Origin of the sequence: Dickeya sp. MK7, from assembly GCF_000406305.1 — a bacterium.
GTDB classification, from domain to species: domain Bacteria; phylum Pseudomonadota; class Gammaproteobacteria; order Enterobacterales; family Enterobacteriaceae; genus Dickeya; species Dickeya fangzhongdai.
The window spans coordinates 1900935-1923358 of the sequence record NZ_CM001984.1 but is presented as its reverse complement, the minus strand read 5'-3'; the positions used below and the strand labels follow the sequence as shown (position 1 = coordinate 1923358).

19 protein-coding genes are annotated in these 22424 nt (G+C 55.6%); 12 read left to right on the top strand and 7 right to left on the bottom strand.

The window, feature by feature from the left end; translation table 11 throughout:
- Nucleotides 1-731: 731 nt before the first annotated feature.
- From bioD to bioB, 4 genes are read right to left on the bottom strand one after another with little or no spacing between them, the layout of a single operon-like run.
- Complete coding sequence (gene bioD / locus DXXMK7_RS08385) at nucleotides 732-1412, bottom strand: dethiobiotin synthase (RefSeq protein ID WP_038918691.1); 681 nt, start codon at nucleotides 1410-1412, stop codon at nucleotides 732-734.
- Nucleotides 1405-2187: a malonyl-ACP O-methyltransferase BioC gene (bioC, locus tag DXXMK7_RS08380; protein ID WP_049842538.1), complete on the bottom strand. Its 783-nt coding sequence runs from the start codon at nucleotides 2185-2187 to the stop codon at nucleotides 1405-1407. The genes bioD and bioC overlap by 8 nt, the downstream gene beginning before the upstream one ends.
- Nucleotides 2174-3328, bottom strand: a complete 1155-nt coding sequence (gene bioF / locus DXXMK7_RS08375) for an 8-amino-7-oxononanoate synthase (protein WP_038918689.1) — start codon at nucleotides 3326-3328, stop codon at nucleotides 2174-2176. The genes bioC and bioF overlap by 14 nt, the downstream gene beginning before the upstream one ends.
- The gene (bioB, locus tag DXXMK7_RS08370) at nucleotides 3329-4366 is read right to left on the bottom strand and encodes a biotin synthase BioB (RefSeq protein WP_038920918.1); all 1038 of its coding nucleotides are present in this window, start codon (nucleotides 4364-4366) and stop codon (nucleotides 3329-3331) included.
- 89 nt (nucleotides 4367-4455) lie between these two features.
- On the opposite strand from bioB, the gene bioA reads away from it, so the two are divergent.
- From bioA to DXXMK7_RS08310, 12 genes are all read left to right on the top strand, one after another.
- Complete coding sequence (bioA, locus tag DXXMK7_RS08365) at nucleotides 4456-5739, top strand: adenosylmethionine--8-amino-7-oxononanoate transaminase (RefSeq protein WP_038920917.1); 1284 nt, start codon at nucleotides 4456-4458, stop codon at nucleotides 5737-5739.
- A 410-nt stretch (nucleotides 5740-6149) separates the two neighbouring features.
- Nucleotides 6150-8126, top strand: coding sequence for a glycoside hydrolase family 3 protein (locus DXXMK7_RS08360; RefSeq protein WP_049842675.1), 1977 nt, complete (start codon nucleotides 6150-6152; stop codon nucleotides 8124-8126).
- A gap of 146 nt (nucleotides 8127-8272) precedes the next feature.
- Nucleotides 8273-8683, top strand: coding sequence for a CidA/LrgA family protein (locus DXXMK7_RS08355; RefSeq protein ID WP_038918688.1), 411 nt, complete (start codon nucleotides 8273-8275; stop codon nucleotides 8681-8683).
- Nucleotides 8683-9378 carry a CidB/LrgB family autolysis modulator gene (locus DXXMK7_RS08350; RefSeq protein WP_038659877.1) on the top strand — a complete coding sequence of 232 codons (696 nt, stop codon included), beginning with the start codon at nucleotides 8683-8685 and terminating at the stop codon, nucleotides 9376-9378. The genes DXXMK7_RS08355 and DXXMK7_RS08350 overlap by 1 nt, the downstream gene beginning before the upstream one ends.
- Nucleotides 9379-9480: 102 nt before the next feature.
- Nucleotides 9481-10827 (top strand): PD-(D/E)XK nuclease family protein, encoded by a 1347-nt coding sequence (locus DXXMK7_RS08345; RefSeq protein WP_038918687.1) that lies wholly within the window; start codon nucleotides 9481-9483, stop codon nucleotides 10825-10827.
- Nucleotides 10828-11000: 173 nt separating this feature from the next.
- The gene (gene cdd, locus DXXMK7_RS08340; RefSeq protein ID WP_038918686.1) at nucleotides 11001-11888 is read left to right on the top strand and encodes a cytidine deaminase; all 888 of its coding nucleotides are present in this window, start codon (nucleotides 11001-11003) and stop codon (nucleotides 11886-11888) included.
- 281 nt (nucleotides 11889-12169) lie between these two features.
- Nucleotides 12170-13867, top strand: coding sequence for an NAD-dependent malic enzyme (locus tag DXXMK7_RS08335; protein ID WP_038918685.1), 1698 nt, complete (start codon nucleotides 12170-12172; stop codon nucleotides 13865-13867).
- A gap of 217 nt (nucleotides 13868-14084) precedes the next feature.
- Nucleotides 14085-15320: a molybdopterin molybdotransferase MoeA gene (gene moeA, locus DXXMK7_RS08330; RefSeq protein ID WP_038918684.1), complete on the top strand. Its 1236-nt coding sequence runs from the start codon at nucleotides 14085-14087 to the stop codon at nucleotides 15318-15320.
- A complete protein-coding gene (gene moeB / locus DXXMK7_RS08325; protein ID WP_038918683.1) occupies nucleotides 15320-16078 on the top strand; it encodes a molybdopterin-synthase adenylyltransferase MoeB in 759 nt (252 codons plus the stop codon). Before moeA ends, moeB begins: the two co-directional genes overlap by 1 nt.
- Before the next feature lie 213 nt (nucleotides 16079-16291).
- Entirely contained in the window at nucleotides 16292-16687 is a 396-nt protein-coding gene (locus tag DXXMK7_RS08320; protein WP_038918682.1) for an acyl-CoA thioesterase, read from the top strand.
- Between the two features lie 115 nt (nucleotides 16688-16802).
- The gene (locus tag DXXMK7_RS08315; protein WP_038918681.1) at nucleotides 16803-17855 is read left to right on the top strand and encodes a glycosyltransferase family 2 protein; all 1053 of its coding nucleotides are present in this window, start codon (nucleotides 16803-16805) and stop codon (nucleotides 17853-17855) included.
- A gap of 467 nt (nucleotides 17856-18322) precedes the next feature.
- Nucleotides 18323-18877 carry a flavodoxin family protein gene (locus DXXMK7_RS08310; RefSeq protein WP_038659899.1) on the top strand — a complete coding sequence of 185 codons (555 nt, stop codon included), beginning with the start codon at nucleotides 18323-18325 and terminating at the stop codon, nucleotides 18875-18877.
- Nucleotides 18878-18948: 71 nt separating this feature from the next.
- Here DXXMK7_RS08310 and DXXMK7_RS21850 read toward each other — a convergent pair whose 3' ends face one another.
- The 3 genes from DXXMK7_RS21850 to DXXMK7_RS08295 form a co-directional block, all read right to left on the bottom strand.
- Nucleotides 18949-19116 (bottom strand): YqaE/Pmp3 family membrane protein, encoded by a 168-nt coding sequence (locus tag DXXMK7_RS21850; RefSeq protein WP_038918679.1) that lies wholly within the window; start codon nucleotides 19114-19116, stop codon nucleotides 18949-18951.
- A 156-nt stretch (nucleotides 19117-19272) separates the two neighbouring features.
- Nucleotides 19273-20295, bottom strand: a complete 1023-nt coding sequence (locus DXXMK7_RS23260; RefSeq protein WP_231348860.1) for a discoidin domain-containing protein — start codon at nucleotides 20293-20295, stop codon at nucleotides 19273-19275.
- A 1270-nt stretch (nucleotides 20296-21565) separates the two neighbouring features.
- Nucleotides 21566-21913 (bottom strand): DUF3168 domain-containing protein, encoded by a 348-nt coding sequence (locus DXXMK7_RS08295; RefSeq protein WP_038918678.1) that lies wholly within the window; start codon nucleotides 21911-21913, stop codon nucleotides 21566-21568.
- Nucleotides 21914-22424: the final 511 nt, after the last annotated feature.

Genomic DNA, 22424 nt, shown 5'->3' with positions numbered 1-22424 from the left:
GATAAGACACCCGGATAAAAAACGGTTGGAATCACGCAACGGACATCGGCGGGTTAGGCCAGCGTCGCCGACAGGGAGAGACACACCTAGTATGAAAATCTCCGGTCAGATTTGCCAGCCACATATTACTGGATATAAAAACAGCATCAAGCAATTCTTAACCATTGACGGCACAACCATAGCGCCCTGCTTGACTAGCACAGAGTGATGCCGCTAATCCAGCAAAAAATAATGCATTTATCCCCAGAAATGCCGTTTCTCAAATTAGCTGCTACGACCAGTGCCGGTGATTTATTCAAACAGGTCCCGTTGCAATAAAAGTGACTTGCTTTTAATTAATTATTTGATTTTTAATGATTTTATAAAAAAGCGGAGATTAGCATCAAACCAGGCGCAACCCGCGCCAGCTCTCGGCTGGCGCGTTTTTTCTAACCCTAATGCACACGGTTATCCACAGAAATAGTGGATAACTCCCACAAGCGCCCGCGCCTCCTGTATTGGCGTGTTTTACTGTTTTTTTCCGCCACGAAAGCGCAAGGCGCTTTTAAACAAGATTTCCGTGTTTGACCCGGCGATCATTATAAAAAAAAGTGCTAAATGACACAGACTTAGCAAGAAGAAAAACTGCTGGCCCATTGGATTCAGCACCTGTTTTCAAGATGGTTTTTTCTATCAATTTCAACCAGAAGAGGGGGAAAAGCCGCGACTCATGCAACATTTACTCAGAATCGTTAACCTCTCAGTAAAGTGATGTTTAAGTAATCGCCGATATCCTGCTGAATTGGCTCGGATAAGTAAGGGATTTCCCCCAGTTGCGGCGCCGGAATCCGCGCTTGCAACGTTTGCAGGTAGGCGTGATGGTGACGACCGGGCGGCTGCACCACGTTGGCGACCCAGCCCGCCAGCCGCAAACCGGCTTGCTGCACCGCCTGCGCCGTCAGCATCGCATGGTTGATGCACCCCAGCTTCACCCCCACCACCAGAATCACCGGCAGCGCCTCTTGCTGTACCCAATCGGCGAAGGTCTGCCGTGTGGAAAGCGGCGTAAACCAGCCGCCGGCGCCCTCTATCAGCACCCAGTCCGCCTGACGCTCCAGCTCGCGCAAACCCTCGCTGAGGGTGGAAAACGCAATCGGTCGCTGTTCGGCCGCGCTGACGATATGGGGCGACGTCGGCTCCAGAAACGCCAGCGGATTGACCGCATCGTAGGGCAGCGCCACGCTGCTGTTGGCCTGCAACTGCAATGCATCGCTGTTGCGGATGCCGTGCGGCGTCACGTCGCAGCCGGAGGCCACCGGCTTATACCCGGCGGTACGGTATCCGGCGCGGCGGGCGGCCTGCAGCAGCGCCACGCTGGCGACCGTTTTGCCTACTTCAGTGTCGGTTCCGGTAACAAACCAGCGTTCAGTCACGATAAATCACTCCAAAAACACGTTGATACGTCAGGGGATAGCCCTGCGGATGACGGCTGTAACGCGTGGTCAGTTCGGTCAGTTGCCGACGGCTCAGGCCGCCGTGGTCACGGCCGTCACGCAGCCAGGTGGCGCCTACCCCTTTGACCGAACGCATCAGGCTCAGCACATCGGGGAAATAGCAGGTCACCGGCGCCAGCGAGACATCAGCGTGGTAGAGACGGAAGGAGGAGACGATCGCCTCCAGCGACATAAAGCGGTTAATGCGACGCGAGCCGTCCAGTTGCTGCCAGGCGGCATCCAGTTCAACCAGCGTGCCTTCCGCCAGCGTACAGACGGCAATCGCCCCGCCCGGCCGGGTGACCCGGTAAAGTTCAGCCAGCCCGGCGTCGAAATCATCACACCATTGCATCGCCATGTTGCTAAAGCTGATATCCACGCTGCCATCCGCTAACGGCAGATGTTCGATATCGCCTTGCAGATAGCGCGTCGCCGCCCGCCGCTGACGCGCTATCGCCAGCATCTCCGTCGATAAATCCAGCGCCGTCACCTGTTTTCCGCTCGCCTGCCAGCGGTCGCTGAAATAGCCGGTGCCGCAACCGGCATCCAGCACCTCGCGGCCGGCATGGTCGCCGACCAGCGCCATCAACTGTTCCCCACTCTCGCGCTGCAGGGCGGCAAAGCGGTCGTAATATCCGGCCGCCCGGCCGAAGGCGCGGGCAATCGCCTGCTTATGGGGAGGATGCGGCATCAAGAGCGTGTTACCCGGCGTCATACAATACCTCCAGCAGACGGTCGATATCCTCCGGCTGATGACTGGCGGTCAGGGTAATGCGCAGGCGAGCGGTGCCCGGCGGCACGGTGGGCGGCCGGATGGCGTTCACCCACAACCCATGCGTACGCAGTTGCTGCGCCAATGCCAGCGCCCAGGCGTTATCGCCGACGATCAGCGGCTGGATAGCGCTCGTCGACTCCAGCAGACGAAACGGCAGCCCGGCCGCACCGTCGCGGAAACGACGGACCGCCTGCGCCAGCGCGGCACGTCGCGCCTCGCCGTCAGCGCCGCGAACGACCGCCAGCGCCGCGTCCAGCGCGCACGCCTGCGCCGGCGGCATGGCGGTGCTGTAAATCAGATGACGGGCGAACTGCAACAGGTATTCCGCCACCGACTGGCTGCACAACACCGCCGCTCCGCTAACGCCAAACGCTTTGCCGAAAGTGACAATCAGCAATTCGGGTTTCACCCCTTGCTGCCAGCTACAGCCGCGCCCCTGTTCGCCGACGATGCCGATGCCGTGGGCATCATCCACCATCAGCCAGACGCCATGATCGCGGCAGCGCGAATGTAACGCCGCCAGCGGCGCGGTGTCGCCATCCATGCTGAACACCCCTTCGGTGACCACCAGCGTCTGGCCGCCGACCGGTTTTTCCAGCAATTGCTGCAACGAATCCGGCTGATTATGGTGAAAACGGCGTAACGTCGCGGGTGACAGGCTGGCAGCTTCCAGTAACGAGGCATGACTGAGGCGATCCGCCAGAATACGGTCCCCCTCCGTCAACAGCGCCGTCACCACCGCCTGATTGGCGGCAAACCCGGAGATCATCAACAGCGCCCGGTCGTACCCCAGCCAGTCCGCCAGTTGCTGTTCCAACTGCTCATGCGCGTTGGTATACCCGGTCACATGACCGGAACCGCCGCTGCCCACGCCGTAGCGCTCTGCGCCCTGCTGCCAGGCGCGCACAATCGCCGGATGCTGGCTCAGCCCCAGATAGTCGTTACAGGAGAAATTGAGATAACGCTGTTGCTCGCGCACCAGCCAGCGGCCGCTGCCGCCGTCATTGGGCAAGCGAACCCGGTAGGCGTCCTCCGCCTGCCGCTGCGCCAGCGCCTGATCGATCCGTTGTTGCCAGCCCATTCACACCGCCGCGTTGTAGTACTGAGCGGTATCGGCATGCAGCAGTCGTTCGGCCAGATGCTGCTGTTGCTGATTGTCGCCGTATTCGGTTTGGGTCTGCCGCGGGTTAAGCCCCAGTTTGCGGAACAGCAGCAGGTCCTTGTCTTCTTTCGGGTTCGGCGTGGTCAACAGCTTGCAGCCGTAGAAAATCGAATTGGCGCCGGCCATGAAACACATCGCCTGCGTCTGCTCGTTCATCTGCTCGCGCCCGGCCGACAGTCGCACGTAGGAGGCCGGCATCATGATACGCGCCACGGCGATGGTGCGGATAAAATCGAACGGATCCACGTCCTCGTTTTCCGCCAGCGGCGTCCCCTTCACCTTCACCAGCATGTTGATCGGCACGCTTTCCGGCGGCGTCGGCAGATTCGCCAGTTGCACCAGCAGTCCGGCGCGGTCGCGCACCGTTTCGCCCAGGCCGACGATACCGCCGGAGCACACTTTGATACCGGCTCCACGCACCTTACCCAGCGTATCCAACCGTTCCTGATAAGTACGGGTGGTGATGATGTTGCCGTAAAATTCCGGCGACGTATCCAGATTGTGGTTGTAGAAATCAAGCCCGGCCGCCGCCAGTCGTTCGGCCTGATCGCCATGCAGCGTGCCCAGCGTCATGCAGGTTTCCATTCCCATCGCTTTCACGCCGCGCACCATTGACTCCAGATACGGCATATCGCGCTCATGGGGGTTTTTCCACGCCGCGCCCATGCAGAAACGGGTAGAACCGGCCGCTTTGGCCTGTCGGGCGGAATCCAGCACCTGCTCGACCTGCATCAGCCGTTCGGTTTCAATGCCGGTACGGTAGCGCGCGCTTTGCGGGCAGTATTTGCAGTCTTCCGGGCAGGCGCCGGTTTTGATGGATAACAGCGTGCTGACCTGCACCTGACGGGGATCAAAGTGCTGGCGATGCACCTGTTGCGCTTCAAACATCAGTTCCAGAAACGGCTTATCGAACAGGGCCTGCGCCTGCTCCAGTGTCCAGTTTACGCGTTCGGTCATCATCATTGCTCCGGGTAAAAAAGTCTCGCCAGTGTAATTTATGTGGGTATACTGTCAACCAAATTGAGATCCAATTGGTTTACATCAGTATGAATCAGGACGACCTGAACTTCGACCAGCGCCATATCTGGCACCCCTACACGTCCATGACCGCTCCCCTGCCTTGTTACCCGGTGATCGCCGCCAGCGGTTGTCGGTTGCAACTGGCCGACGGCCGCCAACTGGTGGACGGTATGTCTTCATGGTGGGCGGCCATTCACGGCTACAATCACCCGCGGCTGAATCAGGCGTTGACGGACCAACTGGCGCAGATGTCGCACGTGATGTTCGGCGGCATTACCCATCCGGCGGCGGTGGCGTTGTGCCGCCAACTGGTGGCGATGACCCCGGCGGCGCTGGAGTGCGTGTTTCTGGCGGATTCCGGCTCGGTAGCGGTGGAAGTGGCGATGAAGATGGCGCTGCAATACTGGCAAGCGCGCGGCGAACGCCGCCAGCGCTTCCTGACGCTGCGCCACGGCTATCATGGCGACACCTTTGGCGCCATGTCGGTGTGCGATCCGGATAATTCGATGCACAGTCTTTATCAGGGATATTTGCCGCCGCATCTGTTCGCCGACGCGCCGCGCTGCCGCGTTGACCAGCCCTGGCAGCCGGAAGACATCACCGACTTCAGCGCGCGGTTGCAGCAGCATCAGCACGACATCGCCGCCGTGATCCTGGAACCGATCGTGCAGGGCGCGGGCGGTATGCGCTTTTATCATCCCGAGTATCTGCGGCAGGTCCGCCAGTTATGCGATCGGCACGGCATTCTGCTGATCGCCGACGAAATCGCCACCGGGTTTGGCCGTACCGGACGCCTGTTCGCCTGCGAACACGCCGGGATAACGCCGGATATCCTGTGTCTTGGCAAGGCGCTGACCGGCGGTTACATGACGCTCTCCGCCACGCTCACCACCCGCGCGGTGGCGGAAACCATCAGCAACGGCGAGGCTGGATGTTTCATGCACGGCCCCACCTTCATGGGCAACCCGCTGGCCTGCGCCGTGGCCCATGCCAGCCTGACACTGCTGGCGGAAAACCGCTGGCAGGCGCAGGTCGCCGCTATTGAGGCGCAGTTGCGCCAGGCGTTGTTACCGCTCAGCGAGGCGCCGACCGTTGCCGACGTGCGGGTGCTGGGCGCCATCGGCGTGGTGGAAACTCGCCAGCCGGTCAATATGGCGCGTCTGCAACGCTTCTTTGTCGATCGAGGAGTATGGATTCGGCCGTTCGGCAAGCTTGTCTATCTCATGCCGCCCTTCATCATTCAGCCGGACGAGTTGCAGGCGCTGACCGATGCGGTTCGGCAGGCGGTTTCCAATCCGGCGCTGTGGTGAACCTGGCGTGAGGTAAATCCCCGTCTGCCAAAAGCCGGGCCGCAAATAGCGCCCGGTTTTATTTTTCTTTATTTGCCGACTCCGCTTTTCGTCCTCTTTCTTGTTATTTCCCAGCGATTGAAATCAAACAATCACAATAAGAAATTATCACCAATGACGATGATTGAATAATTCTCACCCACCGGCAACAGCTGCGCCAATTCTTTGATCCATCTTCAGAATTACTATTTACCCGCTTGAACCCCCAATTAAGACTGGCATAGCGTGACAGGAATTAATCGCTGGCGTTCACCGTTATTCCACTCAGCGGGCACAGGCTGTCTTTTCTTTTTCCGATGGTCTGTCGCGTTGAACCTTCACGGGCGCTCGCTGTTTTTTCCTCTGGCCCACACATAATGAGAAAGACCACCATGAAATCACGATTCTCGCCGCACACCGCGGTGGTTCTGCCCTGGATTGCCACCCTACCCTTGCTGTTTTCCCCGCTGGCGGGAGCTGTGCAGCAAGCGGTGCTTGATACCCGCGAAGCCCCGCTGATCACCGTTAATGGATTGAAATTCAAGGATCTCAACCGCGACGGTAAACTCAATCCGTACGAAGACTGGCGTTTGCCGCCGGCGCAACGTGCGGCGGACCTGGTGTCGCGTATGACGCTGGCGGAAAAAGCCGGGGTGATGATGCACGGATCCGCCCCCACCGCCGGCAGCGTCACCGGCGCCGGCGCCCAGTACGACCTCACGGCGGCCAAAACCATGATCGCCGAACGCTACGTCAACAGCTTTATTACCCGGCTTTCCGGCGATAACCCGGCCCAGATGGCGGAAGAGAACAACAAACTGCAGCAACTGGCGGAAGCCACCCGGCTGGGTATCCCCGCCACCATCAGCACCGACCCGCGCAACTCATTCCAGTCGCTGGTCGGCGTTAGCGTGTCGGTCGGTAAATTCAGCAAATGGCCGGAAACCCTCGGTCTGGCCGCCATCGGCGACGAGGAGCGGGTGCGGCGCTTCGCCGATATCGTGCGTCAGGAATACCGCGCAGTCGGCATCACCGAAGCCCTGTCGCCCCAGGCCGACCTGTCCACCGAGCCACGCTGGCCACGTATCGACGGCACCTTCGGCGAAGATCCCGAACTGACCAAAAAGATGGTGCGCGGTTATGTCACCGGCATGCAGAACGGCAAAAACGGCCTTAACGGCCAAAGCGTGATTTCCGTGGTGAAACACTGGGTCGGCTACGGCGCGGCGCAGGACGGCTGGGACAGCCACAACGCCTATGGCAAATACGCGCTGTTCCGTCAAAATAACCTGCAATGGCATATCGACCCGTTTACCGGCGCGTTTGAAGCCCACGCCGCCGGCATCATGCCCACCTATTCCATTCTACGAAACGCCCGCTGGCACGGCAAACCGATCGAACCGGTCGGCGCCGGCTTCAACCGTTTCCTGCTCACCGACCTGCTGCGCGGCCAGTACGGTTTCGATGGCGTGATCCTCAGCGACTGGCTGATCACCAACGACTGCAAAGGGGACTGCCTGACCGGCGTCAAACCCGGTGAAAAACCGGTGCCGCGCGGCATGCCGTGGGGCGTGGAAAACCTGACGCCCGCCGAGCGTTTCATCAAGGCGGTTAACGCCGGGGTTGATCAGTTCGGCGGCGTAACCGACTCGGCCTTGCTGGTGAAAGCGGTACAGGACGGCCTGCTGAGCGAAGCCCGGCTGGATACCTCGGTCAACCGTATCCTGAAGCAGAAATTCCAGACCGGGTTATTCGAGCGCCCTTACGTCAATGCCGCGCAGGCCAACGATGTCGTCGGCAGAACAGACTGGCAGCAACTGGCGGACGAGACCCAGGCGCGGGCGCTGGTGCTGCTGCAGAACAACAATCTCCTGCCGCTGCGTACAGGCAGCCGGGTCTGGCTGCACGGTATTGACGCAAAAGCCGCGCAGGCGGCAGGGTTTATCGTCGTGGATGCGCCGGAGAAGGCGGACGTGGCGCTGATTCGCACTCATACCCCGTACGAGCAGCCGCACAAAAACTTCTTCTTCGGCAGCCGTCACCATGAAGGGTCGCTGGCGTTTCGCGCCGACAATCCGGACTATCAGGCCATCGTGCGCGCCAGCGTCCGCGTGCCGACGCTGGTCACCGTCTATATGGAACGTCCGGCGATCCTCACCAACGTTGTGGACAAAACCCGGGCGCTGATCGCCAACTTCGGCGTCAGCGATAGCGTACTGCTGAGCCGGCTGGTTTCCGGCGCGGCTTACACCGCAAAATTGCCCTTCGAGCTGCCATCTTCCATGCAGGCGGTGCTGAAACAGCAGCCCGACCTGCCGTACGACAGCAATAAGCCGTTGTTCCCATTCGGCTACGGCCTGCCCCACTGACCCGCGTTGCCCCGGTTCGTCCGGGGCGACCATTTCCCGCCGCAGGGGATCATCCAGGGAAAACCACACTCCGCGTTTTGTGATTCGTAGCACACTGACAATATTAGCGTTATCATCACTTCTACGGTTAATCAGGATTTTCCCTTATGCGTAATACCATCACGCTTTGCTGGCAGTATTTACGCGCTTTCGCATTGATTTATCTGTGTCTGTTCGCCGGCAATGCGATATCCGCGTTACTCCCCATCACCATTCCCGGCAGCATCCTCGGCATGCTGATTCTGTTCGCGCTGCTGGCGTCGCAGATTCTGCCTCCCAACTGGGTCAAACCCGGTTGTCATCTGCTGATTCGCTACATGGCGCTGCTGTTCGTGCCCATCGGGGTCGGGGTGATGAACTACTATGGCGTGCTACGCGACCAGTTCGGCCCGATTGTCGTTTCCTGTCTGGTCAGCACCTTTGTGGTGATGATCGTCGTCGGCTACACCACCCAGATGATGCACGGCGACCGGCAGGCTGGCAGCCGGAACGGCACAGAAACGAAGGAAGAAAAATAATGCTGAATTATCTGTGGTGGTCGCTGCCGCTGACGCTGGCGGTGTTTTTTGGCGCCCGCAAGGTGGCGATGACGCTAAAAATGCCGTTGCTTAACCCGTTGCTGGTATCGATGCTGGTGATCATTCCGCTGCTGCTGGTGCTGGATATCCCCTACAACCACTATTTCAGCGGCAGCGCCATCCTCAACAGCCTGCTGCAACCGGCGGTGGTGGCGCTGGCGTTTCCACTGTATGAACAGCTACATCAAATCCGCGCGCGTTGGAAATCCATCATCAGCGTCTGTTTTATCGGCAGCGTCACCGCCATTATTTCCGGCACCGTCATCGCCCTGTGGCTGGGCGCTTCGCGGGAAATCGCCGCCTCGGTGTTGCCGAAATCGGTCACCACGCCGATCGCCATGGCGGTCGCCAGTTCCATCGGCGGCATTCCGGCCATCAGCGCCATGTGCGTGATTTTCGTTGGCATCGTCGGCGCAGTACTCGGCCACGCGCTGTTCAACCGACTGAAAATCCATGCCAAATCCGCCCGCGGGCTGGCGATGGGCACGGCGTCGCACGCGCTGGGCACCGCCCGCTGCGCGGAAGTGGACTTTCAGGAAGGCGCCTTCAGTTCGCTGGCGCTGGTGATTTGCGGCATCATCACCTCGCTGATCGCCCCGTTTCTGTTTCCGGTGATCGTGCGCCTGATGGGCTAATGCCACCGGACGCCCTGACGTCATCCAAATTGCAGGTCCGCACCTTGAAACACCGGTCGGCCTGCATCCCGCCACATGATAAGAAAACATTCAGACTGCCACATGGACGAACAGACATTTTATACCTTTCTTGAAGATAAACATTTCATCGAGTTACAAGAGCTGCTCAAGACATCGGATGACATCCTTGATGTGATTACGCTAACGGAAAATCAACACTCCCATATGTTGGCCTGGTGCTTGAATCCGAATGAAGGCCACGGTCAGCGAGACGCGATAATTAAAGATTTTCTGACCGCCGCCTATTACGCCAGTACCGAACATAAATACGACAATAAAAAATTTTTCCATATCTGGACCCCCGGCTTAATCCATCAGACCAGCTTTGGTTCGCTGTTTGTCTGCCGGGAATTCAGCATTGTCGACCTTAACGGGGGTCGCCGCCGTCTTGACCTGTTTTTGATCGACCCGCAAAACAAATTTATCGTCACGATAGAGAATAAAGCTGGCTCAACCCCCGATGTCGCTCAGCTTGACGACTATCACGCCGCGGTGAAAAACGCGCTGGCGCGCAACGCCTGTTTCCACGGCTATAACTTCCTGTTCGTCGCCATCGACAAATGGTTTAACCAGTCAGCCGATAACGATTTTGTCAGCCAGGCCAAGCGCTGGGCATTTATGAACTACCAGTGGCTGGATAAAGCGGCGCACCGCGCCCGACTGCAATCTGAAAATCATCATGCCGCGGTGCAGTTGCTGTTGTCGTACTGCCAGAAACAGGCCGACTGGCAAAGCCCGGCCGAGCAAAGAATCTCAGAGCTCTCCGCCACGCTGGCAATCCGCTATGCGCCGCTGGTGGAACACTTTTACCAGCAAAGAAATCACTCGCCTGTCCAATGGCGCGTCAGCAAATTTGCCGGCATCGACGCCGAAATGCTGCTGTTCCTGCAACAGCACCGCCCGCTTTGCGACAAGCTGATCCAATCCCGCGGCATCGCCGGCGTGCTGGTTAACATGAAAAAAGCCCTGCTGGATTTGCAGGGTGACGACGGCTCGTACAGCAATAATCTGCAAATCAGCCGCACCTGGTTTAATTTTGCGACCGACGCCATGCTGGAAATCAGCGCGGAGACGTACTGGCCTATCTACGTGAACATTTTCAGAGAAAAAAGCGAAAACAGCCGTCATCCTCGCTTCGGCCTACGGGTGTTTTATGCCGAGGCCTACCTGAATGAAGCCTTCTCCTCTTCGCATTGCGCCTTCACCGACTTGCTCTATCAACATTTTCCTGAGGGAAGAAAATCCAGAGCCTATGACTGGAAAACACTCAGCCATCAATACGGGTTGAGCGCAACGGAGGTGGTTGAGCAGGCGAAAAGACTCGCACAAAAAATAGATGCGATCATTCAGCAGGAAAATGAAGCGGCATTGCCGGACGGCGGTTCATAACCGCTGCCGCAATACCAACCGGACCTGCGGCCGATAAACTTGAGATACATCTCGCATTTGTGATTTCTTTTTCATGTATTTCATATAAAAAGTGATAATAATCACAAATAATCGCCGCGTGTCTGACCAGACTCTGGTTAACATGCTCTGAAAACCGGGAAAGAGAGACCATCATGCAAGCACGCTTCCACGACGCTTTCACGCAACTGCCTGCGGCGCTGCAAGCCGCGCTGGCGCCGATACTGGCGCGTGATGATTTTGCCGCCATGCTGACCGCCGACGATGTCAGCAGCATTTGCGCCCAGAGCCAGCTCGACGCCGACAGTCTGGCTTTCGCCCTGCTGCCGCTGGCCGCCGCCTGCGCGCTGACGCCGGTGTCTCACTTTCACGTCGGCGCGATAGCACAGGGCGTCAGCGGCGCCTTCTACTGGGGCGCCAATATGGAGTTCGACGGCCTGCCGCTGCAACAGACCGTCCACGCCGAGCAAAGCGCCGTCAGCCACGCCTGGCTGCGCGACGAACCGGCGCTGCGGGCGGTGACGGTGAACTACACGCCCTGCGGGCACTGCCGCCAGTTCATGAACGAACTCAATAGCGCGCCCGAACTGCGTATCTGCCTGCCGGGGCGTTCACCCGCGCTGCTCGGCCACTATCTGCCGGATGCGTTTGGCCCGCGCGATCTGGCGATCAACACCCTGTTGATGGATGACATCGATAACGGGTTGACGCTGACGACAGACGATCCCCTGCGCCAGTTGGCGCTGGCGGCGGCCAACCGCAGCCACGCGCCGTACAGTAAAGCATTCAGCGGCATCGCGCTGGAAACCCGCCGCGGTCGCCGTTACGCCGGGCGTTATGCGGAAAACGCCGCGTTCAACCCCAGCCTGCCGCCATTGCAGGCGGCGTTGAATCTGGTCAATCTGGCCGGCGAGCCGTTCAGCGATATTCAGCGGGCGGTTTTGGTGGAATCCAGCCATGTGACGCTCAGCCAGTGGAGTCTGGCCCAGCCGTTGCTGGCGTCATTCGGCTGTACCGATCTGTGCCGCGAACCGGCGCACTAAAACATAGCGCGCCGCCATGCGTTCATATGGCGGCGCTGCGTCGATTCGGTGGTGGAAAATTCACACCGTGTGAGTAAGACCAGCCCCCCCAAACCCCCTCTTTTTCCAGCAGAAGCGCGATAATATGTGACTTTCCCCACATATTTTTCATATGCAAGTCATCTGTAATTATTTTAATTAACAATCCCTGTACATATTTTTGGGGTACTTTAAGATCCACGTTATCCTATCGTTTCGTTGGTTCTTCGAACCGATTTCCGCTACCCAAAGAGTCGAAAGTCATGGAATTGGAATACGAAAGTAAACGTCCGCTTTATATCCCTTATGCCGGTCCTATCCTGCTCGAATTTCCCCTGCTGAACAAAGGCAGCGCCTTTACCGAGGCGGAGCGCGCCCAGTTCAACCTGCACGGCCTGCTGCCCGAAGCGGTGGAAACCATTGAAGAACAGGCAGAGCGCGCCTGGCGGCAGTATCAGGAATTCAAGAACGACATGGAAAAGCACGTGTACCTGCGTAACATTCAGGACACCAACGAAACCCTGTTCTACCGTCTGCTGGAAAACCACCTGAGCGAAATGATGCCGATCATTTATACGCCGACGGTGGGCGCCGCCTGTGAACACTTCTCCGACATTTACCGTCGTGCCCGCGGCCTGTTTATCTCCTACCCCAACCGCGAGCATATCGACGATATGCTGCAAAACGCCACTAAACAAAACGTAAAAGTCATCGTGGTGACGGACGGCGAGCGTATCCTCGGTCTGGGCGACCAGGGCATCGGCGGTATGGGTATTCCGATCGGTAAACTGTCGCTGTACACCGCCTGCGGCGGCATCAGCCCGGCTTACACCCTGCCGGTGGTGCTGGATGTCGGCACCAACAACCCGCAACTGCTCAACGACCCGCTGTACATGGGCTGGCGTCACCCACGTATTACCGGCGACGAATACTACGAGTTCGTGAACGAATTCATTCAGGCGGTGAAACGCCGCTGGCCGAACGTGCTGCTGCAGTTTGAAGACTTCGCACAGAACAACGCCATGCCGCTGCTGAACCGCTACCGCGACGAAATCTGCAGCTTCAACGACGACATTCAGGGCACCGCCGCCGTAGCGCTGGGCAGCCTGATCGCCGCCAGCCGCGCGGCCGGCAGCCAGCTGCGCGACCAGACCGTAGCCTTCCTCGGCGCCGGTTCCGCCGGTTGCGGCATCGCCGAGCAGATCATCGCCCAAATGAAATCCGAAGGCCTGAGCGATGAAGAAGCCCGCGCCCGCGTATTCATGGTGGACCGTTTTGGCCTGTTGACCGACAAACTGCCGAACCTGCTCGACTTCCAGAGCAAACTGGTGCAGAAAAGCGAAAACCTGGCCAAGTGGGACATCACCAGCGACGCTATCTCGCTGATGGACGTCATGCGCAACGGCAAACCGACCATCCTGATCGGCGTATCCGGCCAGCCCGGCCTGTTCACGGAAGAGATCATCCGTGAAATGCACAGCCACTGCGCCCGTCCGATCGTGATGCCGCTGTCCAACCCGACCTCCCGCGTGGAAGCGCGTCCGGAAGACATCATCCGTTGGACCGACGGCGCGGCGCTGGTAGCGACCGGCAGCCCGTTCGCCCCGGTGCAGCACAAGGACAAGGTTTATCCGATCGCGCAGTGCAACAACTCCTACATTTTCCCCGGCATCGGTCTGGGCGTACTGGCCAGTGGCGCCAAGCGCATCACCGACGGCATGCTGATGGCCTCCAGCCGCGCGCTGGCCGACTGCTCGCCGCTGGCAAGCCAGGGCGAAGGTCCGTTGCTGCCGGAAGTCAGCACCATTCAGGAAGTCTCCAAACACATTGCGCTGGAAGTCGCCAAAGCGGCCCAGTTGCAGGGCGTGGCGGAAGTCACATCCGAAGACGCGCTGGTGAAAGCGATTGCCCACAACTTCTGGCAGCCGCAGTACCGCACCTACAAGCGCACCTCTTTCTGATTGCGCTTTCCGATCGCGCTGCGTTCAGCGCGATCGTCGTTTCAAGCGCGGCTCCGGCCGCGTTTTTTATCCCCCGCTCCTCCGACACGCCTCATTCTCCCGCCCGGCGATTTCTGCCATAATGGCAACCTATAGACACATCAATACCATACCTGTTTTCAATACGATGCCTGTTCTGCCCGCTTAGTGATGCGGCGAACAGACCTGTGGAGCTGTCATGGATACTTCGGGTTTACTCTCTCTGGAACAGGCGCTGCAAACCATGCTGGCGCAGGTTTCACCACTCACCGCCACAGAAACGGTTTCGATTTATCAGGCCGCCGGTCGCATCACGGCGAGCGCGGTAAACTCCCCCCTCGACGTGCCCCCGTTCGACAATTCTGCGATGGACGGCTATGCCGTGCGTTGTCATGAACTGACCGGTCAGCCGTTGCCGGTAGCGGGTAAAGCGTTTGCCGGCGCGCCGTTTGACGCCGACTGGCCCGCAGGCAGTTGCATCCGCATCATGACCGGCGCGCCGATTCCTGTCGGCGCCGACGCGGTGGTGATGCAGGAAGACACGGAAAACGATGCCGACGGCCGGGTCCATTTCACCCGCGCGGTCAAACCGGGCCAGAACATCCGCCGCATCGGTGAGGATATCCGCCGTCAGGCGCAGGTGCTGCCAGCCGGCACCCGACTGGGCGCCGCCGAACTGCCGTTGCTGGCGTCGCTTGGCATTGCGACGGTCGAGGTGGTGCGCCGTCTGCGAGTAGCGCTGTTTTCCACCGGCGACGAATTACAGCCGGTCGGCGAACCGTTACAGGCCGGGCAGATTTACGATACCAACCGCTTTACCGTGCGCCTGATGCTGGAACAGCTGGGCTATGAGGTGATCGACCTCGGTATCGTGCGTGACGACCCAGCGGCGCTGCGTCAGGTATTTCAGGAAGCGGATCAGGCGGCTGACGTCGTGATCAGCAGCGGCGGCGTGTCGGTGGGCGAAGCGGACTACACCAAACAGATGCTGGAAACGTTGGGCGATATCCACTTCTGGAAACTGGCGATCAAACCCGGCAAGCCGTTTGCCTTCGGCAAGTTGAGCCACGCCTGGTTCTGCGGGCTACCGGGCAACCCGGTGTCCGCCGCCGTCACCTTTTACCAACTGGTGCAACCGCTGCTGGCACGGCTGTCCGGACATACCGGCTGGTCATTGCCGGCGCGTGTTCGGGTTAAGACGGCGACAGCGTTGAAAAAATCGCCCGGTCGACTGGACTTCCAGCGCGGCATTTTGGCCCGTACCGCTGGGGGCGACCTGGAAGTGCGCACCACCGGGCACCAGGGGTCCCACGTGTTCAGTTCATTCAGTCAGGGCAACTGCTTCATCGTGCTGGAAGCCGAGCGCGGCCGGGTGGAAGCGGGCGAATGGGTGGACGTAGAACCGTTTAACGCCTTGTTGCAGAGCCATTACTGATGTTACCTGAACTGACGGATGAAGAAACCCTGCGCTATAACCGGCAAATCGTCCTGCGCGGATTCGATTTTGATGCGCAGGAGCGCCTGAAAGCCTCACGGGTATTGATCGTCGGGCTGGGCGGACTGGGTTGCGCCGCCGCGCAGTATCTAGCCTCGGCAGGGGTCGGTCGGTTGACCCTGCTGGATTTTGATACCGTTTCATTGTCCAACCTGCAACGTCAGGTGCTGCACCGTGACGATCGTATCGGCATGCCGAAGGTGGAATCCGCCCGCCTGACCTTGCAGGGCATCAATCCGCATGTTCATATCACGCCGGTTCAGGACAATCTGGACGATGACGCGCTGCTGGCGCTGGTGATGCAACACGATACCGTGGTGGATTGCACCGACAATGTGTCGATTCGCGATCGGCTCAACCGCCTCTGCTTTATGCAAAAAACGCCGCTGGTATCCGGCGCGGCGATTCGGATGGAGGGGCAAATCAGCGTCTTTACCTATCAGCCGGAGGAACCCTGCTACCGCTGTCTCAGCCGTCTGTTTGGCGACGGCGCGCTAACCTGCGTCGAAGCCGGCGTCATGGCGCCGCTGGTCGGCGTAATCGGCTCATTGCAGGCGCTGGAAACCATCAAGCTACTAGCCCGCTATGGGCAGCCGCTGGCCGGTAAACTGCTGCTGTTTGACGCCATGACGATGCAATTTCGTGAGATGCGACTGCCGAAAAATCCGGACTGCGACATCTGCGGGCAAACAAGCTAAGAGCCTATCCCAATAGACGTAATTGGCGCAGCCAGTTTGGACTCGGGCAGCGCGGAGAACCCGGAGCGTACACGCAGTACGTGAGGCGTTCGAGCACTGCCCAGGGCCAAAATGACAAGTAAAATAGCCCTGGTGGGATAGGCTCTAAATCCCGCCGGGGATGAAATTGATGTAAGATGACGATGTTCTGATTATCCACAAGGTCGCCGTATCATGACGCAATCCTTAACTATTGAAGAGCGTATTCAGCATTCCATCACCCGGGTCGCCAAAGTGGTCTTCCCCACCAATATCAACCACCATTCGACGCTATTTGGCGGTACTGCGCTGGCGTGGATGGATGAAATTTCGTTTATTACCGCCACCCGTTTCTGCCATAAACCGCTGGTCACCGTTTCCACCGAAAAGATCAACTTCACTACCCCTATCCCGTCGGGCACCATTGTCGAGCTGGTCGGGCAGGTCAGCCGGGTCGGACGCACCAGCCTGACGGTCGATGTATCGGTGTATCTGGAGCAGATGTATGCCGAAGGCCGCACCAAAGTGATTACCGGTCAGTTCAATTTTGTGGCGGTCAATGACGAAGGGCGCCCGATTCCATTATTCTGATCGCCGGCCGCTTTCATTTTTCAATGAATGAGGCAACACTGACGCACTAATGTTTCGTCAACGGTTTCCTCTGGTCGCCGTGGCATCATCAAACTTTTTCTGGCGGGTGAAAATAATGATTTCCGTCTGCATGATAATCAAAAACGAGGCCAGGCATCTTGCCGGCACGCTGGCATCCATCGCCGCCCATTTTGACGATATCGTTATTGTCGATACCGGTTCCACCGATAACTCCAGGGCCATCGCCAGTCAGTTCACAACCAATATCCATGATTTCGAATGGATAGCCGATTTCTCCGCCGCGCGTAATGCATCGCTGGATTATGCCCGTCACGATTGGGTGCTGGTGATCGATGCCGATGAAGAAATCGAATCGATTGATATCGATGCGTTATACGCACTGATAAAAGCGCACCCGCAGGCGATCGGGCGCGTGGAGCGCATCAATTATCTGGATGAAGGAAGCGATACCACGACCGTCCGGGAATCGATCAATCGTTTATTTCGCAAAGATCGTTATCATTACAGCGGCATTATTCATGAACAGGTTACGCCGCGGGAAATCAGCGCGCCGCCCGCCCCTTCATTTATCGCCCCGATACGCCTGAATCATGTGGGATACAAAAAAGAAATACTGCAGGAAACCGATAAAATTTCGCGAAACATCACCCTGCTGAAACAGGCGCTTGAAACACAGGCTGACGACCCTTATCTGCTGTTTCAACTGGGAAAAAGTTATTACCTGAAGCGGGACTATCCCTCCTCGATTGACTATTTCCGGCAGGCATTGCGTTTTGAAACCAATTTTACGTACGAATATACCGAAGACCTGGTCGAGACCTATGGTTATGCGCTGATCAATCAGGGCGACTATGCGGCGGCCATGGATATTCTTCATTATGAATCCCATTTTTCATCCACTGATTTTATGTTTTTAAAAGCATTGATTCTGATGAATAATGGTCAGCTTCAAAACGCGGTTGATTTGTTTATCCACTGCACAAAGATGCCGCCGGGGAATAAAGAAGGCGTCAATTCCTATAAAGCCAATTATAATATCGGCGTTATTCTTGAATGTGTCGGCATGAAGCAGAAGGCGCTGGAGTTTTATCAAAAATGCGGTAATTACGCGCTGGCGCGTGACGGCATTCAACGGCTGGTTCATTGAAGCGATTTGATACGCCGCCTCTGACATGTTTTTCCAGCGGAGGCGTGTATACCCTAAATAATTCGAGTTGCGGTGAATCCCGATGCGCTTACTCAGGTAAGCGATTCGGATGAACGACAACGCTGCCGGGAGCAGAGTTGAACGCTACTGGCAACGGCCCCAAAGGGGCAAGGCCCAGGGATGGGCCGAGTAATAAAGCCAGCACATCTGCAACGTGACGTATGACGGATATAAAGCCGAATCACTTATTCATATTCTTCATAATCTATTTTAAAACGATGCGGCATCGCTGCATTCTATTAATATCCCTGATCATATTACCGTTATATGGTTACCGCGAAGTAACCTAGGCACTTTCAGGTAATTCATTGTTTATGCAAATTTGACGCGATAATATGTCGCCATACCTGAGCAGAATTTATCGTTTTTAAGTTCTGTTTTTATCTGGCCATACTTGAGGAAATGCTATGAGCAAGATTGCAGTTGTCTACTATTCTGGCTACGGTCACACCAAACTTATCGCTGAACTGGTTGCGGAAAGCGCCAAAGCCAGCCTGATCGCTATCGACAGCAATGGCGATATCACCGACGCGGACTGGGAAACACTGAACGCCGCAGACGGTATCATCTTCGGCGCGCCGACCTACATGGGCAACGCCCCCTGGCAGTTCAAGAAATTCGCCGACGCCAGCTCAAAAATCTGGTTTACCCGCGGCTGGCAGGACAAGGTGTTTGGCGGCTTCGTCAACAGCGCCAGCCTGAACGGCGACAAACAAGTGACGCTGATTTATCTGCAGACGCTGGCTGCACAGCACGGCGGCATCTGGGTCAGCCTGGGTCAACTGCCGGCTAACGCGCTGGCTTCCACCCGCAACGACGCCAACAACCTCGGTGGTTCCGGCGGTGCGCTGATTCAGTCTCCGTCCGACGCCGGCGCCGATGCCATTCCGGCAGGCGATCTGGAAACCGCCAAACTGTACGGCGCGCGCGTTGCTGAAATTACCCGTCGCCTGCACGGTTAATCACGCCATACCCTCTGAAATTCACATGCCCGGTTTCCCGGGCATTTTTATTTATCGCCATTCTTTCCCGGCTAATGCCGTTCAGGGCGCGTTTGAATCCAGAACGCATGGATCAGGCCAGGCAGGTAACCCAGCAACGTCAGCACGACATTCAACAGGAATGCCCAGCCAAGACCTTTACCCAACAAAACCCCAAACGGCGGCAGAATAATGGTGAACAGAATACGCCAGAAACCCATTGGTAACCTCCCTTGCGGCCAGTAATCGGGTTAGATACGCCAGCATAATCGGTTGAATGTCAGTTTCTGATAGCTGTGGGTAAGGTTTTTCATACAGATGAAAAAGCGGACTGAGAATATCAGTCCGCCCGTGTTGTTTAGGGATACAGTCAGGTATTACGGCTGTTGATAGGCCAGCTTGTAGTTACCCGCCGCCACGGTTTTAAACGTCACTTTGTCGGGATACCAGCGAATTTCCACTTCGGCTTCGGTCTGTTTTTTCCAGGCGGAAGCATAATCTAGATTTAGAGTAATAGAATTCACTGATATTGAGTCACTATTCGGTTCTGGTAGATCCAATGCATATGCAAATGCAATCTTGTCAAGATTATTGTTAAACAACTGAGTCCATTCATGAGAAGTTAAAGAACTCATGCTCACAGATGTCATACCCTTTTCCAGCAATGCGGAAGCCCCCGATTCGTCCGCTGTAAGTGGCCCAAGATTAATCCACTCGTTGCCATTCCATACATACCAGTTTATCAAATCTCGGCTGACCGCCATCTTCATTACACCGTTAGCATTCTTAGTCGAAGAAACGTTCACGTTATTTAATTTAAGATATGAGCTTAATGATATCAATGAATCAGGTATGGCAATTTGGCTATGCGGCCAATATGTAGTTGATACTGTAACTGGCTCTGCAGCTACTACCCGTAAAGGCAGTTTATCATTCAACATACTCTCAGATATTTTACCAGAGGAATAGAATCCATAAGTATCAAAATCCAATCCGCCTGACGTGGACGAAACCAAATTCAACCTATCGTTTAAAACAGAGTAATACCCCCCATCAGATAACTGTAGCAACACTTTCCCTTTATATACATCATTAAATAAATTAAACATGGACACACATACATTCATATCAGGACTGCTATTAACATCACTGACATAAAGACGATATTTAGAATATGACGCAGGTTTAAGTAATTTAAAGGTTTTGATTTCAGAGGCACTATTCCAGACAATATTTTTTTGACTATCAATTGTTACCCATGTTTCATCGTCATTTGCCCCCTGCAATTCAAAAACTGTAGCTTGCTGTTTATAACCCCCCGAAGGGTTATTCCTTCCCGATATTTGATAGCCAGTAACAATTTCCTCTGATGGTAAATCAATACGCAGCCATGCAGGCAAGCTATTAACAGCAGAAGCCCAGCTAGATGGTGATGGACCATTTTTTTCTGAAATGCAAAATAAGCATAATTCCCAGGATAGACACTGGATGCAGACAAGGAATAGCCATCAGGAGATTTATTTGATGTCATAACTGGGACAATATCAACCTTATCAATAGCACTAACAGAAATAGCGATACCTTTCCCATCAGATTTAATTTCTTTAGAATACATCCCCCCGTCTGATAGTAATGAATACTGCCCACCAATATAAGGAAGTAAACTCCCATGCCATAATAATGCTGAGGTTTGTCTGTAACTGCTACTTTTTAATTCATCAAACCCTTCCTGAATGGCGTTTTGATTGGCCAGACCTGCCTCTTCCTTCAACGCAAATGCCTCGAAGCTATAATCCATCTGACCATTCGGGCTAATCGGGAAGGCAAACACCTGATTTGCCGTCGCACCACTACGCGTCAGCACGGTATAACCAGTGCCACCATTACCACTACTGCCGCCTGTCGCACTGACAACCAACTGATTGCTGTTTGTATCATAATTCAGTGAAACACTCTGACCAGCCGCCAGCGTCGCCACAAGTACCTTGCGCACCGCGTCGGTGAAGTCGGTAATTTGCGAGGCAGTATGGGTATGATTAGCAAGGTCGGACTTATGCACCACATCGCTCAATCCAAGATTAGCGACAAACTGGGCTTTATCCGGGATATCCGCACCATTGAGGGTTTTATCCATCATCCGGCTGACGGCGTCGGTCAAATCCGGCAGCGTTTTCACCACCACGTTCTGACCATTGCTGTCCGTCAGGGTCACCTGACCGCGCTCGGTCAGCACCTGTTTCCACTGCGTCAACTGGGATTGATAACCTGCCAGCATCGCCGCAACCTGCGCCACATAGGCGGCGTGATCAAACGTGTCACTGCTGCCAAATGCCGGAATCGCGTAGTGCACGCCATTTGCCGTACAACCACTATATTCGCTGACCAACACCAGCTCAGTATCCGATACCACTGAGGCAATTTCATAAATTTTAATGCTGCAATCAGCAAAAATCAGCAACATGCCGCCGGCAATAACGCCATTATTCTTATCTGTCCAAATCGTATTATTCCCCAGAACAACCTTACTACCAGAAAATAAAGATAAGCTACCTGATTTATACCACATAAATTATGTCCTTTATTCCATAAAACAGTAAAAACCTGCCCAGCACAATGTCAGGATGGAAGTTAACCCAGGATGGAAATTAAATTCACTCGCTGAGGAAATAGTTAGCGAGAAATATCAACCTCCAGTGTCATACGGAACTTTTCGTATTCCACATCGAAGTCGTTATATTCGACGGTTTTATTCGGTTGCAATGCTGAAAGGGCCATTCCGACCTGCTCACGCAAGGCCCGAGCTTCGGCTACCGTATGAGCATAGCAATCTGCCGTGACGGTGACTTTCTGGCTGCTCAGCTGTTGCGAGGTATTGTAATTATTCTCCTGGATCAATGAGAAAAGGATAAACGGACATTTCTGATGAGGTGCATGATAATCGCAACACGGTACGGCATACGCATAAACACGACCATTAGCCAATTTACCCAACAATGGATAGATATCTTCTTCAGTCATTTTAGTCGCCTACTTTGATAATAAATAAAATAGATTCTTTCGAAAATCTACCGTTTCGAGCATGATCATAATGGCTTTATGACTAGGCTTCTTGCTTTCACTGTTGTGCCGTCAACCAGAAATAACAATTCTGGTCTATTAATATTTATCCCCAGTGAACGATAAAAACTTAAAAAATGACGGCAATCCACGAGATTAGGCCGGTTACCATAAATCAACGCATCAACGATGATAATTCGTGATGTAAAAATGGTGATTTCATGACGCTTCTGCCAGAAACATCACCCAATTGAGTGTTAGGCTGTGCCATACGTAATGGCGAGAGAAAAGGAAAAACAACATATCAGGAAGAAAAGGATAATTCAGACAGGAAAAGACAAAGAACTAAAAGAGGGTTAAGTGGCGGAGAGAGGGTCTGATTTTTTAGTGTCCACAAGCGTCCAGCATCATTCATTTTTTTCATATAAAACAATATATTGTCATAAAATTATTGTTCAGTAACGTCTTGCTA

Coding starts and splice junctions, on each gene's coding strand:
- bioC (WP_049842538.1), bottom strand. CDS start 2,187: ATGACGCCGGGTAACACGCTCTTGATGCCGCATCCTCCCCATAAGCAG.
- bioF (WP_038918689.1), bottom strand. CDS start 3,328: ATGGGCTGGCAACAACGGATCGATCAGGCGCTGGCGCAGCGGCAGGCG.
- bioB (WP_038920918.1), bottom strand. CDS start 4,366: ATGACCGAACGCGTAAACTGGACACTGGAGCAGGCGCAGGCCCTGTTC.
- bioA (WP_038920917.1), top strand. CDS start 4,456: ATGAATCAGGACGACCTGAACTTCGACCAGCGCCATATCTGGCACCCC.
- DXXMK7_RS08360 (WP_049842675.1), top strand. CDS start 6,150: ATGAAATCACGATTCTCGCCGCACACCGCGGTGGTTCTGCCCTGGATT.
- DXXMK7_RS08355 (WP_038918688.1), top strand. CDS start 8,273: ATGCGTAATACCATCACGCTTTGCTGGCAGTATTTACGCGCTTTCGCA.
- DXXMK7_RS08350 (WP_038659877.1), top strand. CDS start 8,683: ATGCTGAATTATCTGTGGTGGTCGCTGCCGCTGACGCTGGCGGTGTTT.
- DXXMK7_RS08345 (WP_038918687.1), top strand. CDS start 9,481: ATGGACGAACAGACATTTTATACCTTTCTTGAAGATAAACATTTCATC.
- cdd (WP_038918686.1), top strand. CDS start 11,001: ATGCAAGCACGCTTCCACGACGCTTTCACGCAACTGCCTGCGGCGCTG.
- DXXMK7_RS08335 (WP_038918685.1), top strand. CDS start 12,170: ATGGAATTGGAATACGAAAGTAAACGTCCGCTTTATATCCCTTATGCC.
- moeA (WP_038918684.1), top strand. CDS start 14,085: ATGGATACTTCGGGTTTACTCTCTCTGGAACAGGCGCTGCAAACCATG.
- moeB (WP_038918683.1), top strand. CDS start 15,320: ATGTTACCTGAACTGACGGATGAAGAAACCCTGCGCTATAACCGGCAA.
- DXXMK7_RS08320 (WP_038918682.1), top strand. CDS start 16,292: ATGACGCAATCCTTAACTATTGAAGAGCGTATTCAGCATTCCATCACC.
- DXXMK7_RS08315 (WP_038918681.1), top strand. CDS start 16,803: ATGATTTCCGTCTGCATGATAATCAAAAACGAGGCCAGGCATCTTGCC.
- DXXMK7_RS08310 (WP_038659899.1), top strand. CDS start 18,323: ATGAGCAAGATTGCAGTTGTCTACTATTCTGGCTACGGTCACACCAAA.
- DXXMK7_RS21850 (WP_038918679.1), bottom strand. CDS start 19,116: ATGGGTTTCTGGCGTATTCTGTTCACCATTATTCTGCCGCCGTTTGGG.
- DXXMK7_RS08295 (WP_038918678.1), bottom strand. CDS start 21,913: ATGACTGAAGAAGATATCTATCCATTGTTGGGTAAATTGGCTAATGGT.